The sequence below is a fragment of the Candidatus Uabimicrobium helgolandensis genome, from assembly GCF_041508025.1.
GTDB lineage: Bacteria > Planctomycetota > Uabimicrobiia > Uabimicrobiales > Uabimicrobiaceae > Uabimicrobium > Uabimicrobium helgolandensis.
This window is the reverse complement of the sequence record NZ_CP165719.1, coordinates 8259026-8281359: the sequence shown is the minus strand read 5'-3', so window position 1 is coordinate 8281359 and position 22334 is coordinate 8259026. Positions and strand designations below refer to the sequence as shown.

The 22334-nt window shown below is 32.8% G+C and carries 22 protein-coding genes; 11 read left to right on the top strand and 11 right to left on the bottom strand.

What is annotated here, in order from left to right; all coding sequences use genetic code 11:
* Positions 1–358 precede the first annotated feature (358 nt).
* The 4 genes from UABHE_RS30530 to UABHE_RS30515 all read left to right on the top strand — a co-directional run bounded on the left by UABHE_RS30530 (position 359) and on the right by UABHE_RS30515 (position 2990).
* On the top strand, positions 359–493 hold the full coding sequence (locus UABHE_RS30530; protein WP_372367190.1) for a hypothetical protein: 135 nt from the start codon (positions 359–361) through the stop codon (positions 491–493).
* Between the two features lie 46 nt (positions 494–539).
* Complete coding sequence (locus tag UABHE_RS30525) at positions 540–926, top strand: 2OG-Fe(II) oxygenase (RefSeq protein ID WP_372367189.1); 387 nt, start codon at positions 540–542, stop codon at positions 924–926.
* A gap of 323 nt (positions 927–1249) precedes the next feature.
* On the top strand, positions 1250–2641 hold the full coding sequence (locus UABHE_RS30520) for an ISL3 family transposase (protein WP_372367187.1): 1392 nt from the start codon (positions 1250–1252) through the stop codon (positions 2639–2641).
* A gap of 16 nt (positions 2642–2657) precedes the next feature.
* Complete coding sequence (locus UABHE_RS30515; RefSeq protein WP_372367186.1) at positions 2658–2990, top strand: hypothetical protein; 333 nt, start codon at positions 2658–2660, stop codon at positions 2988–2990.
* A 106-nt stretch (positions 2991–3096) separates the two neighbouring features.
* Here the strand turns inward: UABHE_RS30515 and UABHE_RS30510 are convergent, their stop codons facing one another.
* From UABHE_RS30510 to UABHE_RS30500, 3 genes are all read right to left on the bottom strand, one after another.
* Positions 3097–4029 carry a hypothetical protein gene (locus UABHE_RS30510; protein ID WP_372367185.1) on the bottom strand — a complete coding sequence of 311 codons (933 nt, stop codon included), beginning with the start codon at positions 4027–4029 and terminating at the stop codon, positions 3097–3099.
* A gap of 354 nt (positions 4030–4383) precedes the next feature.
* Positions 4384–5499, bottom strand: a complete 1116-nt coding sequence (locus UABHE_RS30505; protein WP_372367184.1) for a hypothetical protein — start codon at positions 5497–5499, stop codon at positions 4384–4386.
* A gap of 291 nt (positions 5500–5790) precedes the next feature.
* A complete protein-coding gene (locus tag UABHE_RS30500; protein WP_372367183.1) occupies positions 5791–6222 on the bottom strand; it encodes a protein kinase in 432 nt (143 codons plus the stop codon).
* 577 nt (positions 6223–6799) lie between these two features.
* Between UABHE_RS30500 and UABHE_RS30495 the strand changes: the two genes are divergently transcribed.
* Together UABHE_RS30495 and UABHE_RS30490 are read left to right on the top strand one after the other, a co-directional pair.
* Positions 6800–8029, top strand: coding sequence for a BtrH N-terminal domain-containing protein (locus tag UABHE_RS30495; protein ID WP_372367182.1), 1230 nt, complete (start codon positions 6800–6802; stop codon positions 8027–8029).
* On the top strand, positions 8029–8445 hold the full coding sequence (locus UABHE_RS30490; RefSeq protein WP_372367181.1) for a hypothetical protein: 417 nt from the start codon (positions 8029–8031) through the stop codon (positions 8443–8445). Before UABHE_RS30495 ends, UABHE_RS30490 begins: the two co-directional genes overlap by 1 nt.
* A gap of 77 nt (positions 8446–8522) precedes the next feature.
* Here the strand turns inward: UABHE_RS30490 and UABHE_RS30485 are convergent, their stop codons facing one another.
* The 6 genes from UABHE_RS30485 to UABHE_RS30460 all read right to left on the bottom strand — a co-directional run bounded on the left by UABHE_RS30485 (position 8523) and on the right by UABHE_RS30460 (position 14018).
* Positions 8523–9038, bottom strand: a complete 516-nt coding sequence (locus tag UABHE_RS30485; protein ID WP_372367180.1) for an HAD-IIIA family hydrolase — start codon at positions 9036–9038, stop codon at positions 8523–8525.
* A 20-nt stretch (positions 9039–9058) separates the two neighbouring features.
* The gene (locus UABHE_RS30480) at positions 9059–11137 is read right to left on the bottom strand and encodes a serine/threonine protein kinase (protein WP_372367179.1); all 2079 of its coding nucleotides are present in this window, start codon (positions 11135–11137) and stop codon (positions 9059–9061) included.
* Positions 11138–11323: 186 nt separating this feature from the next.
* Positions 11324–11698, bottom strand: coding sequence for a response regulator (locus UABHE_RS30475; RefSeq protein WP_372367178.1), 375 nt, complete (start codon positions 11696–11698; stop codon positions 11324–11326).
* A 16-nt stretch (positions 11699–11714) separates the two neighbouring features.
* Entirely contained in the window at positions 11715–13001 is a 1287-nt protein-coding gene (locus UABHE_RS30470) for an ATP-binding protein (RefSeq protein WP_372367177.1), read from the bottom strand.
* 338 nt (positions 13002–13339) lie between these two features.
* Positions 13340–13627, bottom strand: a complete 288-nt coding sequence (locus tag UABHE_RS30465) for a four helix bundle protein (RefSeq protein WP_372367175.1) — start codon at positions 13625–13627, stop codon at positions 13340–13342.
* A gap of 121 nt (positions 13628–13748) precedes the next feature.
* Positions 13749–14018 carry a hypothetical protein gene (locus UABHE_RS30460; RefSeq protein WP_372367174.1) on the bottom strand — a complete coding sequence of 90 codons (270 nt, stop codon included), beginning with the start codon at positions 14016–14018 and terminating at the stop codon, positions 13749–13751.
* Positions 14019–14245: 227 nt separating this feature from the next.
* Here UABHE_RS30460 and UABHE_RS30455 point away from each other — a divergent pair, with 227 nt between their 5' ends.
* The 3 genes from UABHE_RS30455 to UABHE_RS30445 all read left to right on the top strand — a co-directional run bounded on the left by UABHE_RS30455 (position 14246) and on the right by UABHE_RS30445 (position 16975).
* On the top strand, positions 14246–14845 hold the full coding sequence (locus tag UABHE_RS30455) for a hypothetical protein (protein WP_372367173.1): 600 nt from the start codon (positions 14246–14248) through the stop codon (positions 14843–14845).
* A gap of 197 nt (positions 14846–15042) precedes the next feature.
* Complete coding sequence (locus tag UABHE_RS30450) at positions 15043–15942, top strand: hypothetical protein (RefSeq protein ID WP_372367172.1); 900 nt, start codon at positions 15043–15045, stop codon at positions 15940–15942.
* Between the two features lie 70 nt (positions 15943–16012).
* A complete protein-coding gene (locus tag UABHE_RS30445) occupies positions 16013–16975 on the top strand; it encodes a tetratricopeptide repeat protein (protein WP_372367169.1) in 963 nt (320 codons plus the stop codon).
* A 136-nt stretch (positions 16976–17111) separates the two neighbouring features.
* Here UABHE_RS30445 and UABHE_RS30440 read toward each other — a convergent pair whose 3' ends face one another.
* Together UABHE_RS30440 and UABHE_RS30435 are read right to left on the bottom strand one after the other, a co-directional pair.
* Positions 17112–19652: a hypothetical protein gene (locus UABHE_RS30440; protein ID WP_372367168.1), complete on the bottom strand. Its 2541-nt coding sequence runs from the start codon at positions 19650–19652 to the stop codon at positions 17112–17114.
* Between the two features lie 29 nt (positions 19653–19681).
* Positions 19682–21061, bottom strand: coding sequence for a hypothetical protein (locus tag UABHE_RS30435; protein WP_372367166.1), 1380 nt, complete (start codon positions 21059–21061; stop codon positions 19682–19684).
* Positions 21062–21297: 236 nt separating this feature from the next.
* Between UABHE_RS30435 and UABHE_RS30430 the strand changes: the two genes are divergently transcribed.
* Together UABHE_RS30430 and UABHE_RS30425 are read left to right on the top strand one after the other, a co-directional pair.
* Complete coding sequence (locus tag UABHE_RS30430; protein ID WP_372367165.1) at positions 21298–21630, top strand: hypothetical protein; 333 nt, start codon at positions 21298–21300, stop codon at positions 21628–21630.
* Positions 21631–22176, top strand: coding sequence for a hypothetical protein (locus UABHE_RS30425; RefSeq protein ID WP_372367164.1), 546 nt, complete (start codon positions 21631–21633; stop codon positions 22174–22176).
* Positions 22177–22334: the final 158 nt, after the last annotated feature.

Genomic DNA, 22334 nt, shown 5'->3' with positions numbered 1-22334 from the left:
TACTTTTGGTTCTTTTTTGGAAAAATTAGACAAAATATTGCTGAAAAAGAGGGAAAAAAGAAAATAGCAATAACCGAAATGGCCGCCGAGGTAGGCTTTTCTCAAGCGCATTGCCATTGCTTAGCGCATGGGCGCACTTCGTGTAAAGTCCTAACAAATCTCATGTATTTCTTATGAATACTGGTTTTGAAAAAAATATTTTTGTCAATTTTGTGGAATTTAAGTAAAAGCATACGCTTGTCATGTTCATATTTATAATACGTCTTACTGAAGTACTACTAAAAATTCAAAATTTCAGCGTCAAAATGTTCGATTGCTTTCTTACAACGACTTAGTTTTTATTTTAGGAGAAAATACAGTGGAAAAAAAAGAATGGACTAGTAATATTTTTACAGTGACCAATGTTTTTTCTGAAGAAGAGTGCCGAAAATATATCGATTATACTGAGAATATTGGTTTTGCTGATGCCCCTATAAATAGTCATGGGCTTTAGCCCTGAAATTCGCAACAATACTCGGGTAATACTTAATGATGAAGATATGGCGAAAAAACTATGGGAACGCGTAAAAGTATTTGTTCCTGAAAAATGTGAAGGAAGAGAATCTCTCGGACTGAATGAGAGATTTCGTTTTTATAGATATGATCTAGGGCAGCGCTTTGCTCCTCATAGTGATGATATTTACACTAGAGAAAATGGTGAGCATAGCCTTTTTACTTTCATTATTTATTTAAATGAAGACTGTGAAGGAGGAGAAACAAAGTTCTTCTTTATGCCTTTGTTGGATCAAAAAGAAGAACTTATTATAAAACCGCAAACTGGAATGGCATTATTGTTTAAACATGAGATTATTCATGAAGGAGCCACAATTGTTTCAGGGCGAAAATATGTACTTCGTTCGGATGTTATGTATACTCGCGGGTACTAAATCATTTTTTGAAATAATAGGGGAATGGGAAGCATTCTTTCTAGTAGTGCCGCTTCATTAAAGGATTATCCTCAATAGTATTTCTATTAAAAAGTGATAACTATTGATAATAATAAATATTTTTATACTATAATTTTTGCCCGATTCGCAAAATCCATCGGCTTCTCGGATAAGCGGCACGGCTTGCTTTGAATGGAAAACACCAAGATACTTCCGTTGGTTTCATTCGAGTGATTTCAAGTGCTGAAATGTTAAAGCATATTTGTAGGTGTAACGATACGAAGTTTTGATTAATACTCGAGAGCGCAAGATGATCGCGAATTTTGTTTACTGAGCCTGGCACCAATACTAGGTTAAAAAGTTATGCCAGGACTACTTGTAGATTAAGTATGTCTTTAACAGCATTGGTATTTTCAACAACAGCTAAAGGTAGTGAGAGATTATCGGCTAAATTGGCATTACCAAAAAGTAGAAACACCTTTTTAAGAATCGTCCGAAAAACACCTACACAAGTTGCTGATAAAGTCAGAGTTGTTGCGATCGACGATTGGGCATTTCGTAAAGGCAACAACTACGGAACTATTGTCTGTAATCATGAGACTCATCAAGTGATAGATATCTTTCCAGAAAGAACATCAGAAGCTTTAGAAAAATGGTTAAAGCAATATCCTTCCATTGTCATTGCAACCCGAGATCGCTCAAATAGCTACCGGCAAGCTTTATCAGAAGCAAATAGCAAGATTATTCAGATCGCAGACCGCTTTCATCTAGTGCAAAATTTACTAGATTCTTTAGGAGATTTTGTCAAAAGAATTTTCAAAACCAAAGTACCTGTCGGTTTTGAAAAACCTGCAAAACCTCAGAGTAAAGAAATGGTAAAAAAGAGAGAAATTTCAGACGAAAAACATCTTTCAGCAAGGCAAATAGAAGAACGATTCAAAATACGTGAGGAAAAAAGGCAATTAGTAAGGAAAGCCAAAAAATTACATTTAGAAAAATGCCCTATCATGGTAATAGCTAATCAGCTAGGTATAGGCTGGGCTACTGCGAAACGTTATATTGAATTAGATGAGGAAGTTGCTATTGTTCGTCGAAAATCAAGATGGAAATCTATCAGCTACCACCAATACGAAAAAAACATCTATGAGTTATTAAAAAAAGGAAAGAACTCGATAGAAATACTATCTGTATTAAGGCGACGTGGTTTTAAAGGAGGAAAATCTACTTTGAGGAGGTGGATTGCAGAAATCAAAAATAACAAAAATATTGATGAGCCTTCAAAGCGGAGACATATTGAGCCATCAGAAAAAATTATTTGGATGCCGCATGATAAATTTATCAAATGTTTGTGGACTTACAGCGATAAACTTTGCCAGGAAGATAAAAAAGTCAGAGATGATATTTTTCAAAGGCTTCCCGTAATAAAAGTAATGTATCAACTTATTCTTGAGTTTAGAAATATGATTAGGGACAAAGATCATAGCTCCTTGAATCCTTGGTTATCCAAGGCGTTAGAAAGCAATATTACTGAAATAATTCGTTTTGCTACAGGTATAAAGGAAAATCTTACAGAAGTAGAAAATGCTTTTCTTTACCCATATAGCAACGGATTGGCAGAAGGCCACATTAACAAACTAAAGCTGATTAAACGTATGATGTTTGGAAGAGCTAAATTTGATCTGTTGAGAAAAAGAGTCTTATATCAACAGGAATAAATCTGTAGGAAACTATATGAATAAATTGGAAACACATCAGGAACTCATCTCTTATGCTGCTGAACAAGGTTTCGATTGGAGTGAAATAGGGAAACATGGTCTCTTTGTGAAAGATGGTCGGTTTATCATCATTTACAAAAAAAATGGTATCTTTCATTATAACTTACAAGGACAAGTAAGCATCTTGCCATCCCAGTATAAAAAATCAGCTGCTATTTGGAGAGGATTTTGGGATGAAACTGGTACTTTATTAGATCTTGAACAAACATTTCAATTGGTAAAATCATGGTTGTTCGATAAGGGTGAACACTTACCTGATAGGGTAGTCCGTTCAACCGGTATAGGATAGGATAAGACTTTTTAGGAAATTTTTATCCTTCCAATATAGCCTTCGTAGACATTCACCAAAAGTGGCCATGAACCTATTATTATTCTGAGCATTTCCATTTATAATTCTAAGCAGACTTCTGATTTAAAAAGCATAATAGCTCTTCTCTCATTTCTTTGAGATTTTTATAACGATTGTTTTTACTATGAGCCATTGCTTTTTCAACTATATCAACCAATGTTATGGGAAGCTTACTGTTTCTTTCGTGTAGAGAAATATATTTTGACTCTTTATCAAGTATTGTTTCAAGCACATTTATAACACCAACAGCATCATCATTTTTTTCAGAAAAAGGTTGGTGTCCACATAGCAGAAAAAATAACATTGCTCCTAGAGAGTATATCATTGAAAGTACATCCTCTTCACCACATTCAAGAACTTCAGGAGCACAGCAATAGTTAATTGTTATTATTCTAGAAGTAGGATCTTTGTAGCTGGCTTTATTAAATATTTCACTAAAATATGGGTTTATTAAATATAGATCACTGTTGTTAGCGATAATATGACTAGGTTTCAAGCTAAAATATTCATCATTATATTTCCAGGTGTTTTCGACTATCTTACTAAGTTCGCAAATAACATTTACAGATTTTTTTATTTCAAATAGATGCGATGGATTTACAGCCTGAGCAAGGCTTATACCAGGAATATATTCTTGAATTAAAAACAGGTCCGTTCCGTTATATTTACTATAATGACCATAGTACCAACCTTTTAATTTGGCAATTTTATGTATTTGTTGACTGTAAGCAAAACGAATTTGACTTATAACTTCATTAAAAGCCCAAGTATAGAAAATTCCTCGGTAAACTGTATATTTTTCTTTTGTATTGATATCTTGACAGAAAAAGTGCTTAACATACTTCTTCTCGTTAGCTTCTATAACTTTGAATTCATATAAATGCTCAAAAAGGATTCCTTGACACATCTGACATTTCGGAATCTTTTCATTTAACATACCACAATCTTTACATTTCATAGTAAGTTTTTTAGGCAACATAATATCATCCTTTTAATGCGTATTCTTTCGGAGAATGTGTTGTTCAACAATATAGAGTATTTTCTTGCTATAAATGGCTTCTCAGTCAATTCCTCTCGTCTTAATAAAGTAGAGTAAAGTTGTTCTAGAAACATCATTTTTTTGCTCATTTTTAAAAGGGACAGACCTTAACCACGAAGACAGGGTCATATACATAAATAAAGATTTTGTTGATTGGATAATCAATGTAATTTAAGAAAAAGCGAATAGTGGCGAAAATAGTAATTGAGTGGTATTTTCCTATGCAAAAATGCGCTGTTGTTTCCATATGTTTTGTTGTATGCTTGTAACATAATTTCAAAAACTCAATAATCTTTAACGTTTGCTTCTAGACTTTCGACGTTGACCAAATTCTAGAGCATCTACTATAAGCGCCAACTTTATCCATCCAAAAAGAATTGTACCACAAATGGCGAAAACTTGGTATCCATAGGGATCGCTTTCTCCTACTGCATTTTTAATATAAGGTGTTATAAGCACGCCAAGAAATAAAGTGAAAGCCAAACTAACAATTTCATCAGCAATCCCTCTATAGTCTACACTACTTGCTTTTTTTGTTGAGCGCTGTCCCAATAAACTATCGCGTACATTGTTCATATTGAGCCGTCGCAGGTACAACAGAACTTTAACGAGAATACATGCCCCAATGATTATAAGACCAGTAATCACTAATGGTTTTTGCGTCTCCAACATATTGTCTAAATAACTTGTGGCAAAAAGACCAAAGATTCCTAACTCGTCGGATAAATAAGATTGCGCTACTCCACTTCCCCAAAGTTCTTTGGTTAGACCTGGAAACCATTTATCAAAAATCAATTTAAATCCAGCTTCGTACATGTAAAAACCAACACCAATACCAATCATCGTAGATGAGATTTCATGAGTGACACTATTCCAATTATAGCGAGCTAAAAACGATTTAACCTTTCTCAACTGGATAAAATTTTCCTGGCTAAAATTAAGAGCTTCAGAATAAAGAATAATTTTTAAAAAGACACAAGAGACAATAAGAATAAGTCCAGGAGTGGGATCGGGGTACTCTGTACTCTCAAAGATAACCGCGTTATTGACAACTGGTGTAGAACACATTCCGATACCGAGACCTAAAAGAACTGTAAAAATTTCTTGCAAAATTCCATTAATATCAATACCTCGTTTCCTTTTTTGTTGTTTTTTTCCAGTCACTGCGCCTTTTAGACTATTGGCATTCCACAACCCCAAATAAAGAGTAGCCTTGGTAAGTAAACATGCAACTAAAAGTACTCCACCAACAATAAAAAATGGACGCGATTTTTGAAGAAGTTCCCCCTGCTCATATTGGTATAGGCCCACACCTATACCAAGCAATATAGTAGCGGTTGCCTGAAACATCTTATTCCAGTCATACTTCACTAAAAACGCTTTGAATTTTCCACGACGATAATGTATCATTTATTTTCCTTTTTCTGCAGACAAAATATAACTCTGACAAGTCAAAATAGGTAGATTATAAGTCAGTATCTAATGATTTCTATCAATTCCTTCTAGATAATAAAAATCCTAGATAACATTAACATATTTATTCAAAATTTCTTTAGCTTCTGCAGATATTGTGATTTTTTGGTAAGGACAGTCAAATGTTTTTATTAAGATTTTTCGTCATTTTTCTTGACTGTTGAAATATATTCTGAGTGCAAAAAACTAAAGCTAACAGTACCATTTGAATTTATTCTTTAGATTCTTTTAAAATGAAAGTTTTTGAACGAATATCTCTTTGCTGATGTTTTTTAAATAAGGAAAAATGGAGGTCTGCTTTTTTTTGTGTCCCAATTGGCGATAAGATACCCCTTTGCATATCCGGATTATCATGTCAATAATTTTTTTTTCGTTCATCTCTGCAGAGATTATATATTGCTTTAAAGTAATACCTTTTATGTACTCCATTGCAATATAACATACCGGATGTTCATTATATTCATATAGCCTTACAATATTAGGGTGTTCAAGTTTCGACATTACTTTTGACTCAATTGTCATATTTTTTTGACTATTTATCAAAACTTTTAAAGCTACATGCCTTTGTAATTTATTATCGAAAGCTTTGTATACTATTCCCATTCCTCCTTCTCCAAGTGTTTTTATTTTTGTATATCTTGAATTTAGAGATTTTTCCATTTGTGGTATCCTTATCTTTCTTTAACTATATTCTATACTGTTTGTATTGAGTACTTTTGTAAAACAAAGTCATATTCGCTGTTTCAGATTGGTAATCGTTAGACCTATGTCGTGGCTTTCGTTTATAAAATGTACAGATCATAAAACTATGAGTGATTACCTGTGAATTGTTTTTTCTTTTCCTTAGGGAGTTATGGGTACTACTTGATATTTAACGTTCTGATTTTCTCATGCAGGCTCTCTATAAGCAAAAAATTTAGCCAGTCATAGTAAAAAGCTTAGTAACTATCCAAAACTCATTAGTCTTGATAGAAGTATGAGACAAAGTTTGATAAAGAAATAATGTTGTTAAGCTTCTTTGAGTGTATTTTTATACCTTGACGCTGATGGCGCGAATGCCTACGAATTCCTGTAAAAAAACTGATTTTTAATACGCATAACAATTTACCAAACAAAGACTAAAAGAAATAATAAAAAATTTTATGGAATAGTATGTCTCCTTTTTCTAATGATTATTTTTTCTTATGGTATTATTAATAAAATTTTCTAATTCGTTGGATTTTTACGGGGAATTGAAATGCCTATATTGAAAGATTACAAACATTTTGCTGGAATTCATTGGGAAACGGGCACTTTACATAATTATTTGCATTATCGCAAATTTAATGCTCCTCATACCAATAAACCTTATTCTGAAGCAATGCTATTGGGTATAAGTGGCGGGATTACCATGGGGTATTTTTCTTTTGCTTACAAAGAATATGATCCCTTTGTTGCACTTTTAACTCGAAATACTTTTCGGCCTTGGAACACGATTATAAATCGCTTAGCTATGGTAGAAGAAATTTTTCAAACATCAAAAAATAAAAAGGCTACTCAAAATTTGTTATCGACTTTGGAGGAAGGAATACCAGCAATAGTTTGGGCTGATTCGTTTAGTTTATCTTATAATAACTGCGAATATGATGAAAGTAATTGGGCAATGTTTCCTTTGATTGTTTATGGTTATAATGAAAAGCAAGACAAAGTATGGATCGCTGATCGTGCTCAAGTACCGCTTGTTGTTTCTGTTCAAGAGTTTGAGGTTGCAAGGGCTCGGGTAAAAAAGATGAAGTTTCGCCTTGCCATTTTAGATATTCCTGATGAAGAGCAGTTTATTGCGGCAATTCAAAAAGGTATTTGGGATTGTATAAAACTTTATCTGGAGAAACCGCCAAAAGGTTCTAGACATAATTTTGGCTTATTAGCCTTTAAAAGGTGGGCTGATTTACTAACTCAACCGAACAAAAAAATGAGCTGGGCCAAAGAATTTCCAAAAGGAATTAAGATGTATTGCGGCTTGCAATCTGCTTTTAATAGGATTGCTCTTTTTGGTCAGAATGGAAAAAAATTTGATGCGGAAAGAGTTTTATATTCTCAATTTTTAGAAGAAGCAAGTCTTATTTTAAACAAACCGGATCTCAAAGAAGTATCCAAACAGTTTCGAAAAAGTGCCGAAATGTGGAAATCTTTAGCTTTTTCGTTATTGCCAGATGAGGTAGAAATTTTTAGAGAGACAAGATGTTTATTACTCAATAAACATACGCTTTTTCGCAAACAGGGGCAGAAAGCCTTGCTAAAAATCCAAGAAATGGATTGCAAATTGGCGAATATAAAAAAAGAAATAAAAAATCACTTTCCTCTTAGGAAAAAAGAAGTAGAGATGATGTTGCAGGAATTAAAAAACAAAATTCTGACGATTCATGATATAGAAAAAAGCGCTGTGCTGAATTTACAAAAAATTATGAGTTTATCGAAAGAGAGGTAATGATGAAAAGGTTAATCGGAGGAATTCTTTTAGGATTGATTATTGGAATAGCAACAGTTGCTTTAGTCGAATATATTGGTCATTTAGTGTATCCTGTACCTACGGATTTGGATCTAAACAATAAAGAACAAATGAAAGAATATGTTAAAAATCTACCATTTGGTGCGTTCTTATTTGTTTTATTGGCTTGGGCTACAGGAGTTGGTTTTGGCTCTTTTGTTGCGACAAAAGTTAATAAAAATAAAATGATATCTGGAATTACTGTCGGTATTTTTTTCTTATTGGCAACCATTATAAATCTAATAATTATTCCTCATCCAACATGGTTTTTGTTGTGCGGTCTATCTGTTTTTCCCATTTTTTCTTTTCTAGGAGCTAAGGTTGCCGATTCGAACTGCTCTAAAACAAAACTGTGAGCATAAAAATGGACAGAGCAAAAACGTGTCAGAGCAAAATCGTTAGGATTATGTGGCCGACTTTAGTGTTGAAAAACTTAGTCTAGGTATTTATATCCCCATGATGTTTTTCGGGCCGAAACACCAAAAAAATCGTGTGCCCAGATAAATTGAATACCAGAATTATTAGCGCACTCTTTATCTGTTTCTCCATCTCCTATATACACGATTTTGTTATACAATCCTTTATATTTTTCTTTGTAATAGTCAATCATTCCTGTATCTGGTTTTCTCATATGAGCCTGAGTGTTATAGAGATGAGCTATATTTCCATTTGGGTGATAAAAGGCTAATAATATTTCTTGGAAATGATTGCCCAGTTGTTTATTTGTTTCGTGTGCGGCTTCCCATGCGTCTTTTTCGGAGAGATAGCCAAAAGAAACTTCGCCTTGGTTACTTGCAGCAACTAAAACATTTTCATTGGCTAGAAGTTTTATTTTATCTAATGAAAAACGATACGTTATTACGTCATCTTTATTTCTTGGGGCTACATTTCCCGATTTACTTTTTCTTACTGTCCCGTCTAGATCGAATATGATTAAGTTGTCTTTCATTTTTGATTCCTCGTTATGATTCAGGAAGATTTGAGTAATTCTTTAACCTTTAAAATAATCTGTTGAGGTAAACCAGGAATTTCTTCAATTTTTCTATATTTTTTTAATACTTTTCTATCTTGTATACAGAGAATTGATTGGCTTATCATCTCAAAAGTCTTATTCTTTCCTTTTATATGTTTACTTATTCGAGGAAGAATTTGTTGGTATATATAAAGATATGGACCATGGTAATCTTTGGGGAGCTCTTTATCGTTTTTGTTTTCTTGGTAAAATAAAAAAATGGCTCCAAGATTTAGCACTAACGCTTTTTCTATATATTGAATTTTATTGTTTAAATTTTCTTTTTTATCAATAGCACATAGGTTAGTATAAACAAAAACGTGATTAAATAAAATTCCGCTAGATTTAAGCATCTTATGTTGACGAGTCAAAGCAAATGCTCGTTGAAAATATTCAGATGATTGGATATAAGCATCTTTTATTTCATTTTTGTTTTTATGTTTTCTCATTAACATAGCAAAACGTAGCCACTGATAAGCATTTCTTTGCAGGCATCCTCTCTCAAGATCGACATTTTTTACTTCAAGTGCTAATTTGTATAATGCGTTAGTACTTTTTTCTATGTATTCTCTTTGATAACGTCTGTTTGCTTCTATTTTTTCGCGATAACCCAAGGATTCTTTAAGTATTTCTTTTTCTTCGTTTTGATAATTGACATCAAGAGCAGCATAAACAAAAAAAGCGAGCATCCATAAACTGCGTACGTCTTGGTGAGGGGTTTGGGTTAGTATAATTTCCGCTTTTTTATATAATTTTCGCGTATGTAGTAAATTATCGTTTCTTTGGATTAGTAAGGAGTTTGCTTTTGTTATTTTCTTTTGCAAGGTAAAGTGATCTATTTGTCTCTTGATTTCGATATCGTTTGGAGATAGTTTTTTTATAGAGTTTAGTGTAAACAATATGTTTTCATATAGATCAACGATTTTGTTTAGGTGGGACAAACCCGTTACTCCAACAAGTTTCAATTCCGAGAGGTTTTCAGCTCTTAAAACAAAACTTTCTACATACCACCCAGGAACATCTGTCCATTTTAGCTGATTGTAGATGTTGTCAACTTCTTTTGACAGTGTATTTACTTTTGAATGCAAATGTCGCATTTTTTTGTCGCTGGGACTTTCTCTTTTCTTCGGAACATCGCTCGAATAAAAATAAGTAGCTAGTAATAGCAGAACAATAAGTCCACCTAGATAAAACTTAGCTTGGTTTTTGCGGGCAGAAACTGAGACATTTTCTCCTTTCGATACTTTCTCCAAATCTAGAGCAAATGCTTCTGCAGATGCGTAACGTCGCTCTTTATTTTTTGCCATTGATTTAAGACAAATCGCATCGATAGCTTTAGGTAAACGGCGGTTAATAAGGGAAGGTATTTTTAATTTTCCTTGGATGATTTTTGTGATGATTTCGTATTGTGTTGTTGCGTGGTATGGAAGTTTTTTTGTGGCAACCTGATATAATATAACACCTAAAGAATAAATATCTGTGCGATAATCGATTTCTCGTTTTCTGCCGCCAGCTTGTTCAGGAGACATATAATATAAAGTACCTACTACTTCTCCTGTTTTTGTGTGCGCTTTCTTACGAAAATCTTTTGCAATGCCGAAATCCATTAATATTGGTTCGCCTTTTGGCGAAACCATGATATTCGATGGCTTTAGATCACGATGAATGATACCTTCTTTATGGGTATATTGCAAAGCATATGCGATCTTGCTTAGAATTTTACACGATTTACGCAAAGAAATCTTGTTGTCTGTAATAAAACTTTTTAGAGTTGATCCGTCAATAAATTCCATTGAAAAAAAACAGAGATTATTATATTCACCAACTTCATACAAACGTATAATATTAGGGTGTGACAAACGAGCTGTAGATTTTGCTTCTTGCAAAAATCGTTCTCTTTGTTTATTACAGTGTTGTGAAATCAAAACTTTTAAAGCAACAGTTCGTTCTAATTTGGAATCATAAGCTTTGTAGACCTTGCCCATTCCGCCTGAGCCTATTTGGCTTATTATTTTGTAATGAGCAAAATTATTCACAATATAAATCCTTAAATAAATTATTTTGATTGACGATTATTATAGGAATCTAATTTTCCTTAAGTCAGTGTAAGGAAATTGTAGTTAAGGTAAGTAATATTTTTCTCATTTGATAGATAAGACAGATTTTGTTCGTAGATGCTGAGTATTCTTTTTATTACGAAAAGTATAAAATAGAGCAATTTTTCAAATTTTCGAGTGATTGCGAACAGCATTTATGAAATTATTTATTCTAACAGGTTTTACAAGAAACTCGTTGCACCCTTGCTCCATGCATTTTTGCTTTAGTGATTCTACAATACTACCTGTTACAACAATGATGTAAGGTTGTTTCTTTTTGAGCTCTATATTTATTTCGTTTATTTTTTGCAGGAATGCAATGCCATCTATCTGCGGCATTTGTAAATCGGTAATGATTATGTCATATTCTTTCAATGAGTATGATGCTATGGCTTTTGAAGAATCTGTAAAAGACTCAAAATTGCTGTAGTGAAATTGCAATAAGTAATATTCAAACAATTTTACTGTGGAATTATCATCATCTACAATTAAAATATTCATTTTAATACCTTTAATTTTAGTTACTTACCAGCATTTTTATTGTAAAAACAGAGCCATTTTCTTCTTCTGAATGTACATATAACTCTCCTTTTAGCAAGGTTATAATGTTTTTAGCTAAAGCCAACCCTAAACCTGTTCCACCATAAGATTTTTTTATAGTATCGTTCTGCTGTGAAAATTCATTGAATATGTCTTTTAAATAATTGCTTTTGATTCCTATTCCATTGTCTTGAACAATAAACAATATGTATGGTAGACCATTTTCTTCTTTTGACTTAATTTGAAAAATTACTTCTCCATTTTTTGTGAACTTCATTGCATTGGATATTAAATTAATAATTGCTTGATAAAGTTTTGTGTAATCTGAATCGAATTTTTTATATTGGCTTTGGTTTTTTACTATAAAATTGTTTTTATTTTCTCGGTTTAAAGTTTGGGCATATAGTTCTATTTTACTCGTAAATTCACTTAGGTCGATTTTTTCTATGTTTAGGTCAACTTTACCGCTATTGATTGTTGAAAAATCAAGTATGTTATTGACCATTTTTAAAAGGTGTTCACTTGATGACTCTATGACATCAACCTTGTCTTTTATTTGTTTATTTTCTTGTACAGTAGTATCGAGTGAAAGAAGATCAACATATCCTATAATTGATTGTAAAGGTGAACGAATTTCGTGTGATATATTCGCAATAAAGTTATCTTTGATTTTATTTGCTTCTATAGCTTTTTGTTTTTCTATGCGTAGCTCATCAATTAATAAATTGAGTTTTGCTTTTTCTTGATAACCTGCAATTAACTGGCAACATGTGTTTGTAATTGGCTCCAGATATTCGACTATTGTTTTGTCATAACCTTTGATTCTATTCGCAATACCAATCATTCCAACAAAGCGCTTTCTTAAAAAAAAAGGAATCCCTAGGTATTTATTGAGTGGTGGGTGTCCATGAGGTATTCCCTGAGCTCTTTTATCATTTGCTGGGTCGTTGCTAATTACAGTTACTTTATTAATCAATGTGTAGCCAAATAAAGTATTTAAATTATGAAACTCTAAACCTGTAGGTGCATTTTTATCGTAAAAGTCTCTGGTTTCTTTATTCCAGGCAATATTTGTCAAAGCATAGGTTTTTAAAAAAGGAATGTCATCTTTGTTATATCTAACTTCACCAATAAATCCATACTCTGACTCGGTCATCTCAAGAAGATAACTAAGCATTTTGTCAAATAGGATGTTTGGTTTAGTTTCATCAATATACATTTTCTGTATTTCAGATATAATTTGCAAAATGTTATGTTTTTTCATTTTAATTTCTACTTTTATCTGGAAATTAATCCAAGCGACTTCGTTGGATTTAAAGTGGCTTTAAAATACAAAATTTAACTAAGCTTTTGTTGCGTATAGTTTTTTTTAAAATAGGTTTTTCAATTGTTTGTTTTATTTGGCTCTTTGTATGTAGTATGCTCGAAATTCATTGTATCATCGTTAACGATATTTTCAAAATGTATCTTTGTCTTCGGTCAGAGATCACGAATAGTTTGTACCGTTTTGTGTTTTTTGTATATTAAAGTATAAGTTGTGATTAGAGCCTGTCATCATTCAAAGTATTGTCTATTTTTTTTCGAGTCCGAGTCCAACCTAATCTAAGAGTTTGAATCTTCCATTTTTACTTGAACTTTGATCATACGAGTAAGTATTGCTGCAACTCGCAAAAGAAGTTCTCGTTCATTAACTAGAAGATTTTTTTCTACGAATTTTAAACATCGACAGATATAAATAATCGAAACACATTCAGTGGCAGATCGACGAGTAATTCTATAAAAACGAGCTTTCTCAGCAGCGCCTTCTGCTATATTTAAAGAAATTAACAAAGCAGGGCGCTGGAGTTTGATTACAAAGGCGAGAGTGGCCTTTTGTGAAATTCTCCACAATTTTATGTGCAAGGATAACAAACTGGAGAGCTATTTGATAAACATCAAGACGTTCATGATCGAAACGATTCATTATAACCTCATTTATAATGATTTCGGAATCAAAGCGATGGTGCGGAAATTATTCTTTTTTACCGTTAAGGTATATTGCACCAGTTGTCACTGTGGTATTAGTGCATTTTTGCTCTAGCCATACCACTGGTTTGTAGATTGTGAGAAATATCTTGTTCATTTTTGTTGGATTAAGTAATCGCATTACTGTGTATGCTCCTCCTTTAGGATGAATTTTTTCTGCATAAAATCTTGTTTGTAGTATATATATACTTGCATACAATAGAAATAAGCAGATAAATGTTGCGATTACAATTAGTTCTGAATTATTTTTTTTCACAGTGTTTCTCCTAATAGTTTTTATTTTTTTGAGTTTTAGAGTTTGAAGTGTTTATTTAGTTCCAAGATTTTTATGAGAAAACCTAATTGTGTTGTCTTTTTACGTTATTTAAAATAATACTTTTTTGTATTCTAATTTTGGCAATTTTCTGATAATAAATTCTCTAGAGTACTTTAATTAGTAGTACAAAACTTTGTAAATTGTAAAATACAATTAAGAGGATAATTATGATTAGTAACGAAAATGTGATGTTTAATGCAACAAAGCACCATCTGGAAGCTATGATTGCGCAAATTCATTACTATGCACAAAAAGGTGAAATCGCAACCGAACAATTTTGCCAAGATTTAGAAGATGCTGGGCTTCGGGAGGTTTATAAAGGAACTGTTGATGTTTATACTGGAAAACTAAGCGCTGCTCAAATCAAAGAAGAAGTTTTACAATTTGTGCATGGAAAAAACATTACGAGTTGCACTGAATATACTAAATATTTGGAAGCGCATGGCACAATAAAACGCATTGGTTATTATATAATGCTATCATTAAGTGATAACACCGAAATTACTTTAAGACTTGCCGATAATCCGCAGCAATTTATTCATGCTCATCCAGGCCGCTTTTCTCCCAACACTTTTCGTACTCGAGCACAAGTACTTAAAACCGCTATTGTCGCTCAGTTTTTTGCCGTATGTCGCCAGTGCTCGGCAAAAGATTTAGAAATAATTAATTTGGCAAGAGTAGCTCTGAATTTCTCGCCTGTTAACGACCAAGCCTCAAAAATTTTTGAAGTTTTAGATACTATAGCCACCAGTAGTAAACTACTATAAATTTTTGATTTTTTCGTTATATAAAAGATTTGTTTAGGTTGAATATACTTACAAGTACTGACTTTACACTCCCTTTCTAAGGGAAAGTGCAAACACATATATATTTTTGACGTCTATAGTGAAAAGACTTTGAAAATGGCCTAAAACCCACTTGTGTTTAATTCTTATTTTGTAAAGCTCTAATCGAGGAACAGATTATGGAACTACAGAGTAAACCACGGTACTGGTTAAATATGTTAAAAGACCCGCAACTATGTTCAGTGATTTTATTATTCTTTGTTTACGCATTAATTTTAATGAATTGGTTATTGTCTTTTCTGGTAGGTAACGATGAAATTAGTGTAATAGTACTGCTTACTACAACAGGTTTTTTGGGAATCTTATTTTGGACTTTTATTTTTGCTAAGCATCGTAATTGCTATATTAAATTTGATGGTGGAGAATTAAGTTTTTCGAGTTCCAATTTCGTCCGTGTTACCGATATGAGCTTCTCTGTACAAGAGGTTGAAGAAATTCACTACGATTATATAAAATTTGAAGTTATTGATGCTGCAGGTAAAAAGAATGGGATAATATCATCTCTTTTTAGTGGTGAAGAAATAATGGCGCTGTTGTTGAAAATAGAAGAGCATGGAATTATAGTGAAAATTACAGAGAGAAAAGCTATTGCAAAAAATTTCACAGAAGCAGAAGAAGCACAAATAAAAGGAATTATGAATGATCAATTTTATGTGCCTGGTTTGCTTATGGGAGCTATGCTATATATTACTTTTGTAAGTATTCATTTTACTGCCGATATGCAGAAGTTTATGATTAATATTTTTGGCAGTACTGTGTTTGGCATTCCAACAAATATAGTAGACATTACAATGGCAATCTTTTTAAATATTCCTATGTTCTTTTTGGGTTATCATTTAATGAAACTAGCAATGATATCTGAAGTTAGAGAAGAATATCCACCTGTAATGTTAGCTATTTTTTTACCCAACGATTATCCTCAGATTGGTTATTCCAAGAAAATTGTTTTTTTTAGCGCAATATATTTTCTATTAATGTTCTTGTTATGGGGGTTTTACATGCACAGCAGATTTGGGTAGTTTACTTTCGATTAGGAATGGTGGATAGTTGAAATTACTCCTAGTGGAGTTAGATAGTTTGGAGCAAGGTATGATAAATGAGTTGGATTGTATAAAAAAAGCTGAAGCTAAATCTATGATATCTGAAGGGTGTGGTTTTGAAGAAATTGCAAAAATAGCGGATATGATTGAGAGCGAAGTGGAAAAATTAAAAAATGTGATGGAATTTAATGCTATTGCAGATGCATATTGTAACTCTTGTTTGGAATTTGGTGATTTGGGGCAGTATGATAAAGCTGTTGTTTATTACACAAAAGCAATTGAACTTGACCCTGATGATGCATACGCATATGATGGTCGAGGCACTGTATATAACGAATTAAGTTATTACAAAAAAGCTTTAGCTGATCATACTAAGGCAATTGAACTTGATCCTAAAAACTCTCATGCTTATTCGTGCCGAGGAGTTGTGTATGGAAATCTCGAAGAATATGACAAATCGCTAATGGATCACACAAAAGCAATCGAACTTGATTGTGATGACAAGGTATCAGCATATTGTAACCGTGGTCTTGTGTACTCTTATTTAAAAGAATATGATAAGGCTTTATCTGATCAAACAAAAGCCATTGAGCTTGATCTTGAAGGTGCGGATTTATATTGTAACCGTGGTGTTACTTATGGGGAGTTAGGAGAGTTTGACAAGGCATTAGATGATTACACAAAGGCAATAGAATTAGATCCAGAATTTGCAAAAGCGTACGACAATAGGGGCACTGTGTATTTGAATTTAAAGAAATATGATAAAGCGTTAAGTGACTGTACAAAGGCAATAGACATAGATCCTGGATTTGAAAATGCACATTATAATGTCTCTTGTTTATATGCACTTCAAAATCGCTTATCTGAATCTGTTCAGCATTTAGACAAAGTGGTTGGATTAGGATATAATAATTGGAAATTTATCGAAGAAGATGAGGATCTTGCTGGTATAAGGCATTTAGCTGAGTATAAGGAAATTGTTGATAAAATGAAGAAGTTCAAACATTGCTAAAATTATTCTAAGGTAATTTGTGAAAGATATTTTCCTGTATAAACGAATCTTCAAGTAAATAAAATACAGCAGAGCGCTGTAAAAGTTCGGTCAATGGAGTAAGCTCTGCTGTGAAGTCTAAATAGCTTAGTTAAGTTTATTTATAAAGTCCTGTCATTTCCACTTTTTGTTGAGGACTGTTTTCCCAAATTGTAAAGTATTTGCTCTTAAATCCTACCACGCGTACTTTTACAATTTGTATTGGAGTACCATCAATCCACGCCTTAACACTTCCCCACTGATCGCGTACCGCAACTTTTGGTGTATAGGTTACCGATGTTTCTATGACTGGTAGCATATTCATACTTAGATAGTGTGGAAAACTCCAGTATGGTAAACCGTCCTGTTCTACATCATATTTTTTTGCTACCTGTTGCTTGTATTTGTTGAATTGTGCCTTTAGGTCTTCGTAAAAAGCATCAATACGTTCGACGATAGTATTTTTTAGAGCGTAGTAAAATAGATCATTGCCGTGGTTTAGTCTCCATGCTGAGGAGTAGGTCAATTTTTCACGAGTAAGGTCTTTTATTGCTTTGCCTACATTCGCGTTTAGGTCTTTAAGTATACTAACGCGGTTGGCAGCAACTATTGTGTATTTTGAGCTGTGTTTTTCGAAATCTTTGTGTAGTTGCGATGATGACTTTGCTAAATTTGTTAGCATTTGACTGCGTATTTTTTTCAAATCGCTTGCGGCAGAATCCCAACGTGTTAAATATTTATCGTAGAAAGCGATAATTTTTAGGGACTCCTTATGCTTGGTATTGCGTATTTCGCTCAGGCGATGTTTTGCAGTTCCTAGATTGCCTCCGCGTTCTAGATCAGAATGCATATATCTTGTCGTGCGGACAAGCTCTAAGTATTTTTTGCCATCTTCATGATACTTGTTTGTATTTTTTACCAAAGTTTCGAAATCTTTTTGACCTTTAAAGTTGGTCATGTAGTTCCATACATTTGTAGATATTTCATTTTGGAATGTTTCGAATTCTTGGTGGTGTTCTTTAGGATACTTCGCAAAAGAGTTTATTTTGGTATATATCGCATTTATCCCTTTGTCGAGTTCATTATAAAGTTGTTTGGCTTGTTGTAGTGAATGATTGTGTAGCGGTTTTTCGCTCTCTAAGGCATTTTGCCATTTACTTAAAAGTCCTTCACTATTTTCAATTGTTTTTGAAAAGGCATCTGCATTTCTTTTGCTTAATATTTCGACTTCTGCTTTAACACTATCTATTTTTGATTGGTATTTTTTTCTTGATTCAGGGATGACTGTTATTGCTTTACTAAGAGTTTTGGCATTACCCATTATTTGATATTTATCTGTACTTGCGGTGATTGGCAATTCTTTTGCTTCATTCCCTTTCAAAGCAGAATAAAATAGATCTCTCATTTCGCGGTCAAGTGAGTCTGTTTGTTCATCTAAATCGTAAGCTTTTTTACAAAAAACAATCTTTTCCTCTAGTTTTTCGAATCGCTCACTGTAATCTTTGACTTTTGCAAAAATCTCTTTGTTGTCACTTAAGTTTTCTTTGTTATTTAGTTTACCTAAGACAGGTTTTGCATCTTCCATTGCCTTTTTTATTTTGCGATAGTCGTAAGATTCCTCAGAAAACGGTATTCTGTAAGATAGTTTTTTAAGATCGTCTTTTGTCTCGGCAACTACCTGTAAACTTTTGTATTTTTCTTCGAAATTTTCAGTTCGTTCCCTTAACTTATTTACTTGTTTTTCTATTTCTTCATTATCGCTTAAGTCTTGGCGCGAAATTTTTGCTACAATAGATCTTGCGCTTGACATTGCACGTTCCATCTTATTGAAATCTTTTGCTCCATCGGCGGCTTTGAGATTTGATTCCAGCATTTTTAAATCATCTCGTAGATCAAACGCCACTTTACTCTTGGCTAATTTTCCCTCTAAGTTTTCACATCTTTTTTGTAGGCTTACTACTTTGAGGTTTTCGGCTAACACTTCTGCGATAGGTTCTAGCAACTTCTGGGCATTTTCCATTTCTTTTTTAATTTGAGAAAATTGATCTTTTTGTTCAGCTTTTTTGATAGCTTTTTCTATTTTAGCGATTGTTTTTAGCTGTGATCTTGTTAAGCCGAGCATTGCTTGTTGTAATTTGATTTCCTCAACAATTTCATCTTCTGACCGCAGCTCAATACCGTTTTCTTTGGCTTGTTTTAAAGCTGCCTCTGCTACTGTGATATTTTGCGAAAAACGATTGTTTTTGGTCATTTTGAGAGCAACCATTTTCATTTGCACTGTGTTTGCATCCTTTTGTAGCCTCTTTTTTGCAGACGCAACACCATTACTCACTTTTTTGAGGCTTATTTGCATTTTTTTTAAATTCTTTTCGAGATCTGCTCGAGAATTTTCATCTGGAACTAATTTCTCTAACTCTGTGAATTTCTTTCCGAGTTCTATTACTTGTGGGTGGTTTGCATATTTGCGTTTTAGGCTTTTTAAGGCACTTTTTACAGTTTTGTATCCTTTTTTAAAGTCTTTTGAAGTTTTGCCTTTTGCAGCTAGCTCTGCTCCAGAAAAAGCTTTATCTAATTTTTTTTTATCGCTTTTACTAAAATCTTTTGCAGCAATTTGTACAATAAAAACTGTTGATAACAATAAAATGAATAGGTTTTTCATTTAAATACTCCTGTTTGAGAGTAAAATCTCTATTTTATTACTTGTGTAAGTTTTTGGATCATCGCATTGACATTTGAGTCTGCTATATTCCAGGTTTTTAGATAGATGATAAATTCTTTTATTTCTTCAACACGACTAGTGTCTATTTTCTTTGTAGATCTTGACATCCCTAAGTGGCGAAGAAGTACATCGCGTTTTTTGTTAACTTTTGTAAATTGAGATATGTGGATTGTTAGTTTTGGTAAAGATATTGTTTTTGCTTTTCCAAGGTGAATGCTTGGCCATATTTTGTTACATTCCATTTTTTTATATAAGAAGCCTGAGCGAATTGTTAGTATTTTTCCATCTTGCGGGATCCAAATTCGATATATGAAATAATTGAGGTGTTTTTGTACGGTAATATTTTTTTTATCGACAGGAAATCCGTCTATTTCGAATGTGTACTGATAAGAAATATCATCAATTCTGCCGCGATTTTTTTCTAAGGTAAAACACAACATTTTTTTTCGAGTTTCATCATATTGAGTTGGCAAAATAAAACATGGTCCAACAGTAATGTTAGGAATGTTTTCTATATACTTTTGTAGTGATCGATTATTTTTTTCTATTTCCAATAAAACAATGCTTTGAGGGTGTAGCTGGACGCTAGAGAGAGCATAACCAGGAAGTGCTAAAGGATTTTCAAGAATAGCTTCCTGCCCTTGTTCTTTTTCATAAAAAAGAGATGTATAGCGATATTTTGTTTTGATATCGTAAGGAAATTCGGCGTACAAACATGTGTTGTTTATATAAAATTCGCGAAGGTTGTAGTTTTCAGATGCTTTGATTGTTGTTCTTTGCTCTCTTTTGTAATATTCGTGCCATTTACCGCTATTTTTAACTGCTAAGTAAACGCGACTTTTATTTGCCATGTTTTTTGTATATAATTTTGTGCGAAAAGGCACATTTTCCCAATCTCGACGAAGCAAAGAAAAAGAAAATCGAGAATACCAAAAATGATAAGGCAAAGTTTTTGTGTAGGTAGTTAAGAATTGTAGTATAGCTGTACTGTTTGGTTTTGTTAGCTCTTTGTGATCGATAATTTTTGCATTTGTCAGGTGCGGGCTTATTTTTTCGCGAAATTGTCTTAATTTTAGTGGGTCAATTATTCCTTTTGTGGCAATTTTAGGTGTGCGAATTACTAGTGGTAAGATATAGCGACCATTTTTTAAGACAGAAAAGGGCTTAGTGGTTCCTAGCACTCGTTGTTTTAAAAAAGAAATTTCTTTCGTAAGTTTTTTGTTATCTTCTTTAAGTTCATTGACTTCCATTACTATATTAGCCAAACTTTCAGCATCAACAATAATGTTTTTCTCTTGAGAATATAGTAGAGAAAAGCACACAAAACACAGTAAAAATCGAATGAACATTTTAACCCCTAGCACTAAATTTTGTAGTAATATCTTTAAAATACACATAAATGATATCCATAATGAAAACAAAATGCAAATAAAAATGAAATGTTTTTGCGATTTTGATTTTGATTTTGAGTTTTCTTTTTGAAAATACAATAAAATGATGTACAATAAATTTCGTATCCAAACAAAGTCTAAATAAGCATTTGGCATATTAAAAGTCAAAACAAAACACAACGGAGCGCAACAACATGCAAGTGAATGAAAAAAAACATGAATGTGGATTATGCAAATCATGGGTTGTTTATACAGAAAAACGTTGTACTAATCCTAATTGTCCTCATTATGAAACCCCTAAAAAGGTAAATGCTTTGCCTTCACCACTTGGACAATTGACAGATGACGAAGTGTCTTTATTATATTCATTCTTACTTCACGATGGTAATCTTACCTCAACTGCAAAACTCCTCGAGACAACAAAATACCATGTAAAAGAGCGAATCAAGAAATTAAAGGCTAAGATAGAAGTATTAGCAAGTGAACGGGTGATATTGGATAACTATATAAGTAAAAGTGATGGTTAAATGACAACTCAAGATCCTATTATTACAATAAAAGAAAAAGCTTTGCAAAAAAAGCGCACGGGAAATTGGATTTATATAGCAGTGAGTCTTTTCATTGTTTTGATAATAGGTGGAGTTTTTTATCAGAGGTTTGATAAAAATGTCTTTACTATTAAGGTGAAATGGAGAGGTAAACAAGTTGTTTATGTTTTAAAAAACAATGTTAATCAGACGTTACCGTTTTTTATTCCAGAAAACTCACAACACGAAGTGGAGTTGGAAATTGAAAATAATTCTTGGCAATCAAGCCAACTATTTGTTAAGAATCCCATTATTTTTGATATTAAAAAGAAAAAGATACAAGTGCAGCTCACTACCCTTTATCAAAAACCTGGCAGTTACAAGCAGTTAGCCGAACTTGCTTTGAAAGTAAAAAAGAATACAGCAAGCCAGCATGAGGTAGTACTTTTTGCAAGTATATTTTCGAAACTTTATAATAAAGAAAAGCAAAAAAGTCCTTTAGTCCGCGAAACAAACCTCTCTATCAATATATCTTCCCTTCCTTAGAACATGTCGACATTTATTTTCCTTATAACTTGGTTCTTTAGATTAGTTTTATCACTTTTCTTTATAGAGCACAATTTTACGCTTTAAAAGTGTCTCGTGCGCCAGGCTATATTTAAACCTAAATGTCGATACTGTTCCTCCATAATAATTTGCTTTAG

What these genes read in the sequence shown, in the direction of transcription:
- UABHE_RS30495 (WP_372367182.1), top strand. Translation starts at nt 6,800, where the DNA reads ATGCCTATATTGAAAGATTACAAACATTTTGCTGGAATTCATTGGGAA.
- UABHE_RS30470 (WP_372367177.1), bottom strand. Translation starts at nt 13,001, where the DNA reads ATGAAAAAACATAACATTTTGCAAATTATATCTGAAATACAGAAAATG.
- UABHE_RS30445 (WP_372367169.1), top strand. Translation starts at nt 16,013, where the DNA reads ATGATAAATGAGTTGGATTGTATAAAAAAAGCTGAAGCTAAATCTATG.
- UABHE_RS30485 (WP_372367180.1), bottom strand. Translation starts at nt 9,038, where the DNA reads ATGAAAGACAACTTAATCATATTCGATCTAGACGGGACAGTAAGAAAA.
- UABHE_RS30505 (WP_372367184.1), bottom strand. Translation starts at nt 5,499, where the DNA reads ATGATACATTATCGTCGTGGAAAATTCAAAGCGTTTTTAGTGAAGTAT.
- UABHE_RS30450 (WP_372367172.1), top strand. Translation starts at nt 15,043, where the DNA reads ATGGAACTACAGAGTAAACCACGGTACTGGTTAAATATGTTAAAAGAC.
- UABHE_RS30425 (WP_372367164.1), top strand. Translation starts at nt 21,631, where the DNA reads ATGACAACTCAAGATCCTATTATTACAATAAAAGAAAAAGCTTTGCAA.
- UABHE_RS30525 (WP_372367189.1), top strand. Translation starts at nt 540, where the DNA reads ATGGCGAAAAAACTATGGGAACGCGTAAAAGTATTTGTTCCTGAAAAA.
- UABHE_RS30490 (WP_372367181.1), top strand. Translation starts at nt 8,029, where the DNA reads ATGATGAAAAGGTTAATCGGAGGAATTCTTTTAGGATTGATTATTGGA.
- UABHE_RS30510 (WP_372367185.1), bottom strand. Translation starts at nt 4,029, where the DNA reads ATGTTGCCTAAAAAACTTACTATGAAATGTAAAGATTGTGGTATGTTA.
- UABHE_RS30475 (WP_372367178.1), bottom strand. Translation starts at nt 11,698, where the DNA reads ATGAATATTTTAATTGTAGATGATGATAATTCCACAGTAAAATTGTTT.
- UABHE_RS30435 (WP_372367166.1), bottom strand. Translation starts at nt 21,061, where the DNA reads ATGTTCATTCGATTTTTACTGTGTTTTGTGTGCTTTTCTCTACTATAT.
- UABHE_RS30515 (WP_372367186.1), top strand. Translation starts at nt 2,658, where the DNA reads ATGAATAAATTGGAAACACATCAGGAACTCATCTCTTATGCTGCTGAA.
- UABHE_RS30455 (WP_372367173.1), top strand. Translation starts at nt 14,246, where the DNA reads ATGATTAGTAACGAAAATGTGATGTTTAATGCAACAAAGCACCATCTG.
- UABHE_RS30440 (WP_372367168.1), bottom strand. Translation starts at nt 19,652, where the DNA reads ATGAAAAACCTATTCATTTTATTGTTATCAACAGTTTTTATTGTACAA.
- UABHE_RS30430 (WP_372367165.1), top strand. Translation starts at nt 21,298, where the DNA reads ATGCAAGTGAATGAAAAAAAACATGAATGTGGATTATGCAAATCATGG.
- UABHE_RS30500 (WP_372367183.1), bottom strand. Translation starts at nt 6,222, where the DNA reads ATGGAAAAATCTCTAAATTCAAGATATACAAAAATAAAAACACTTGGA.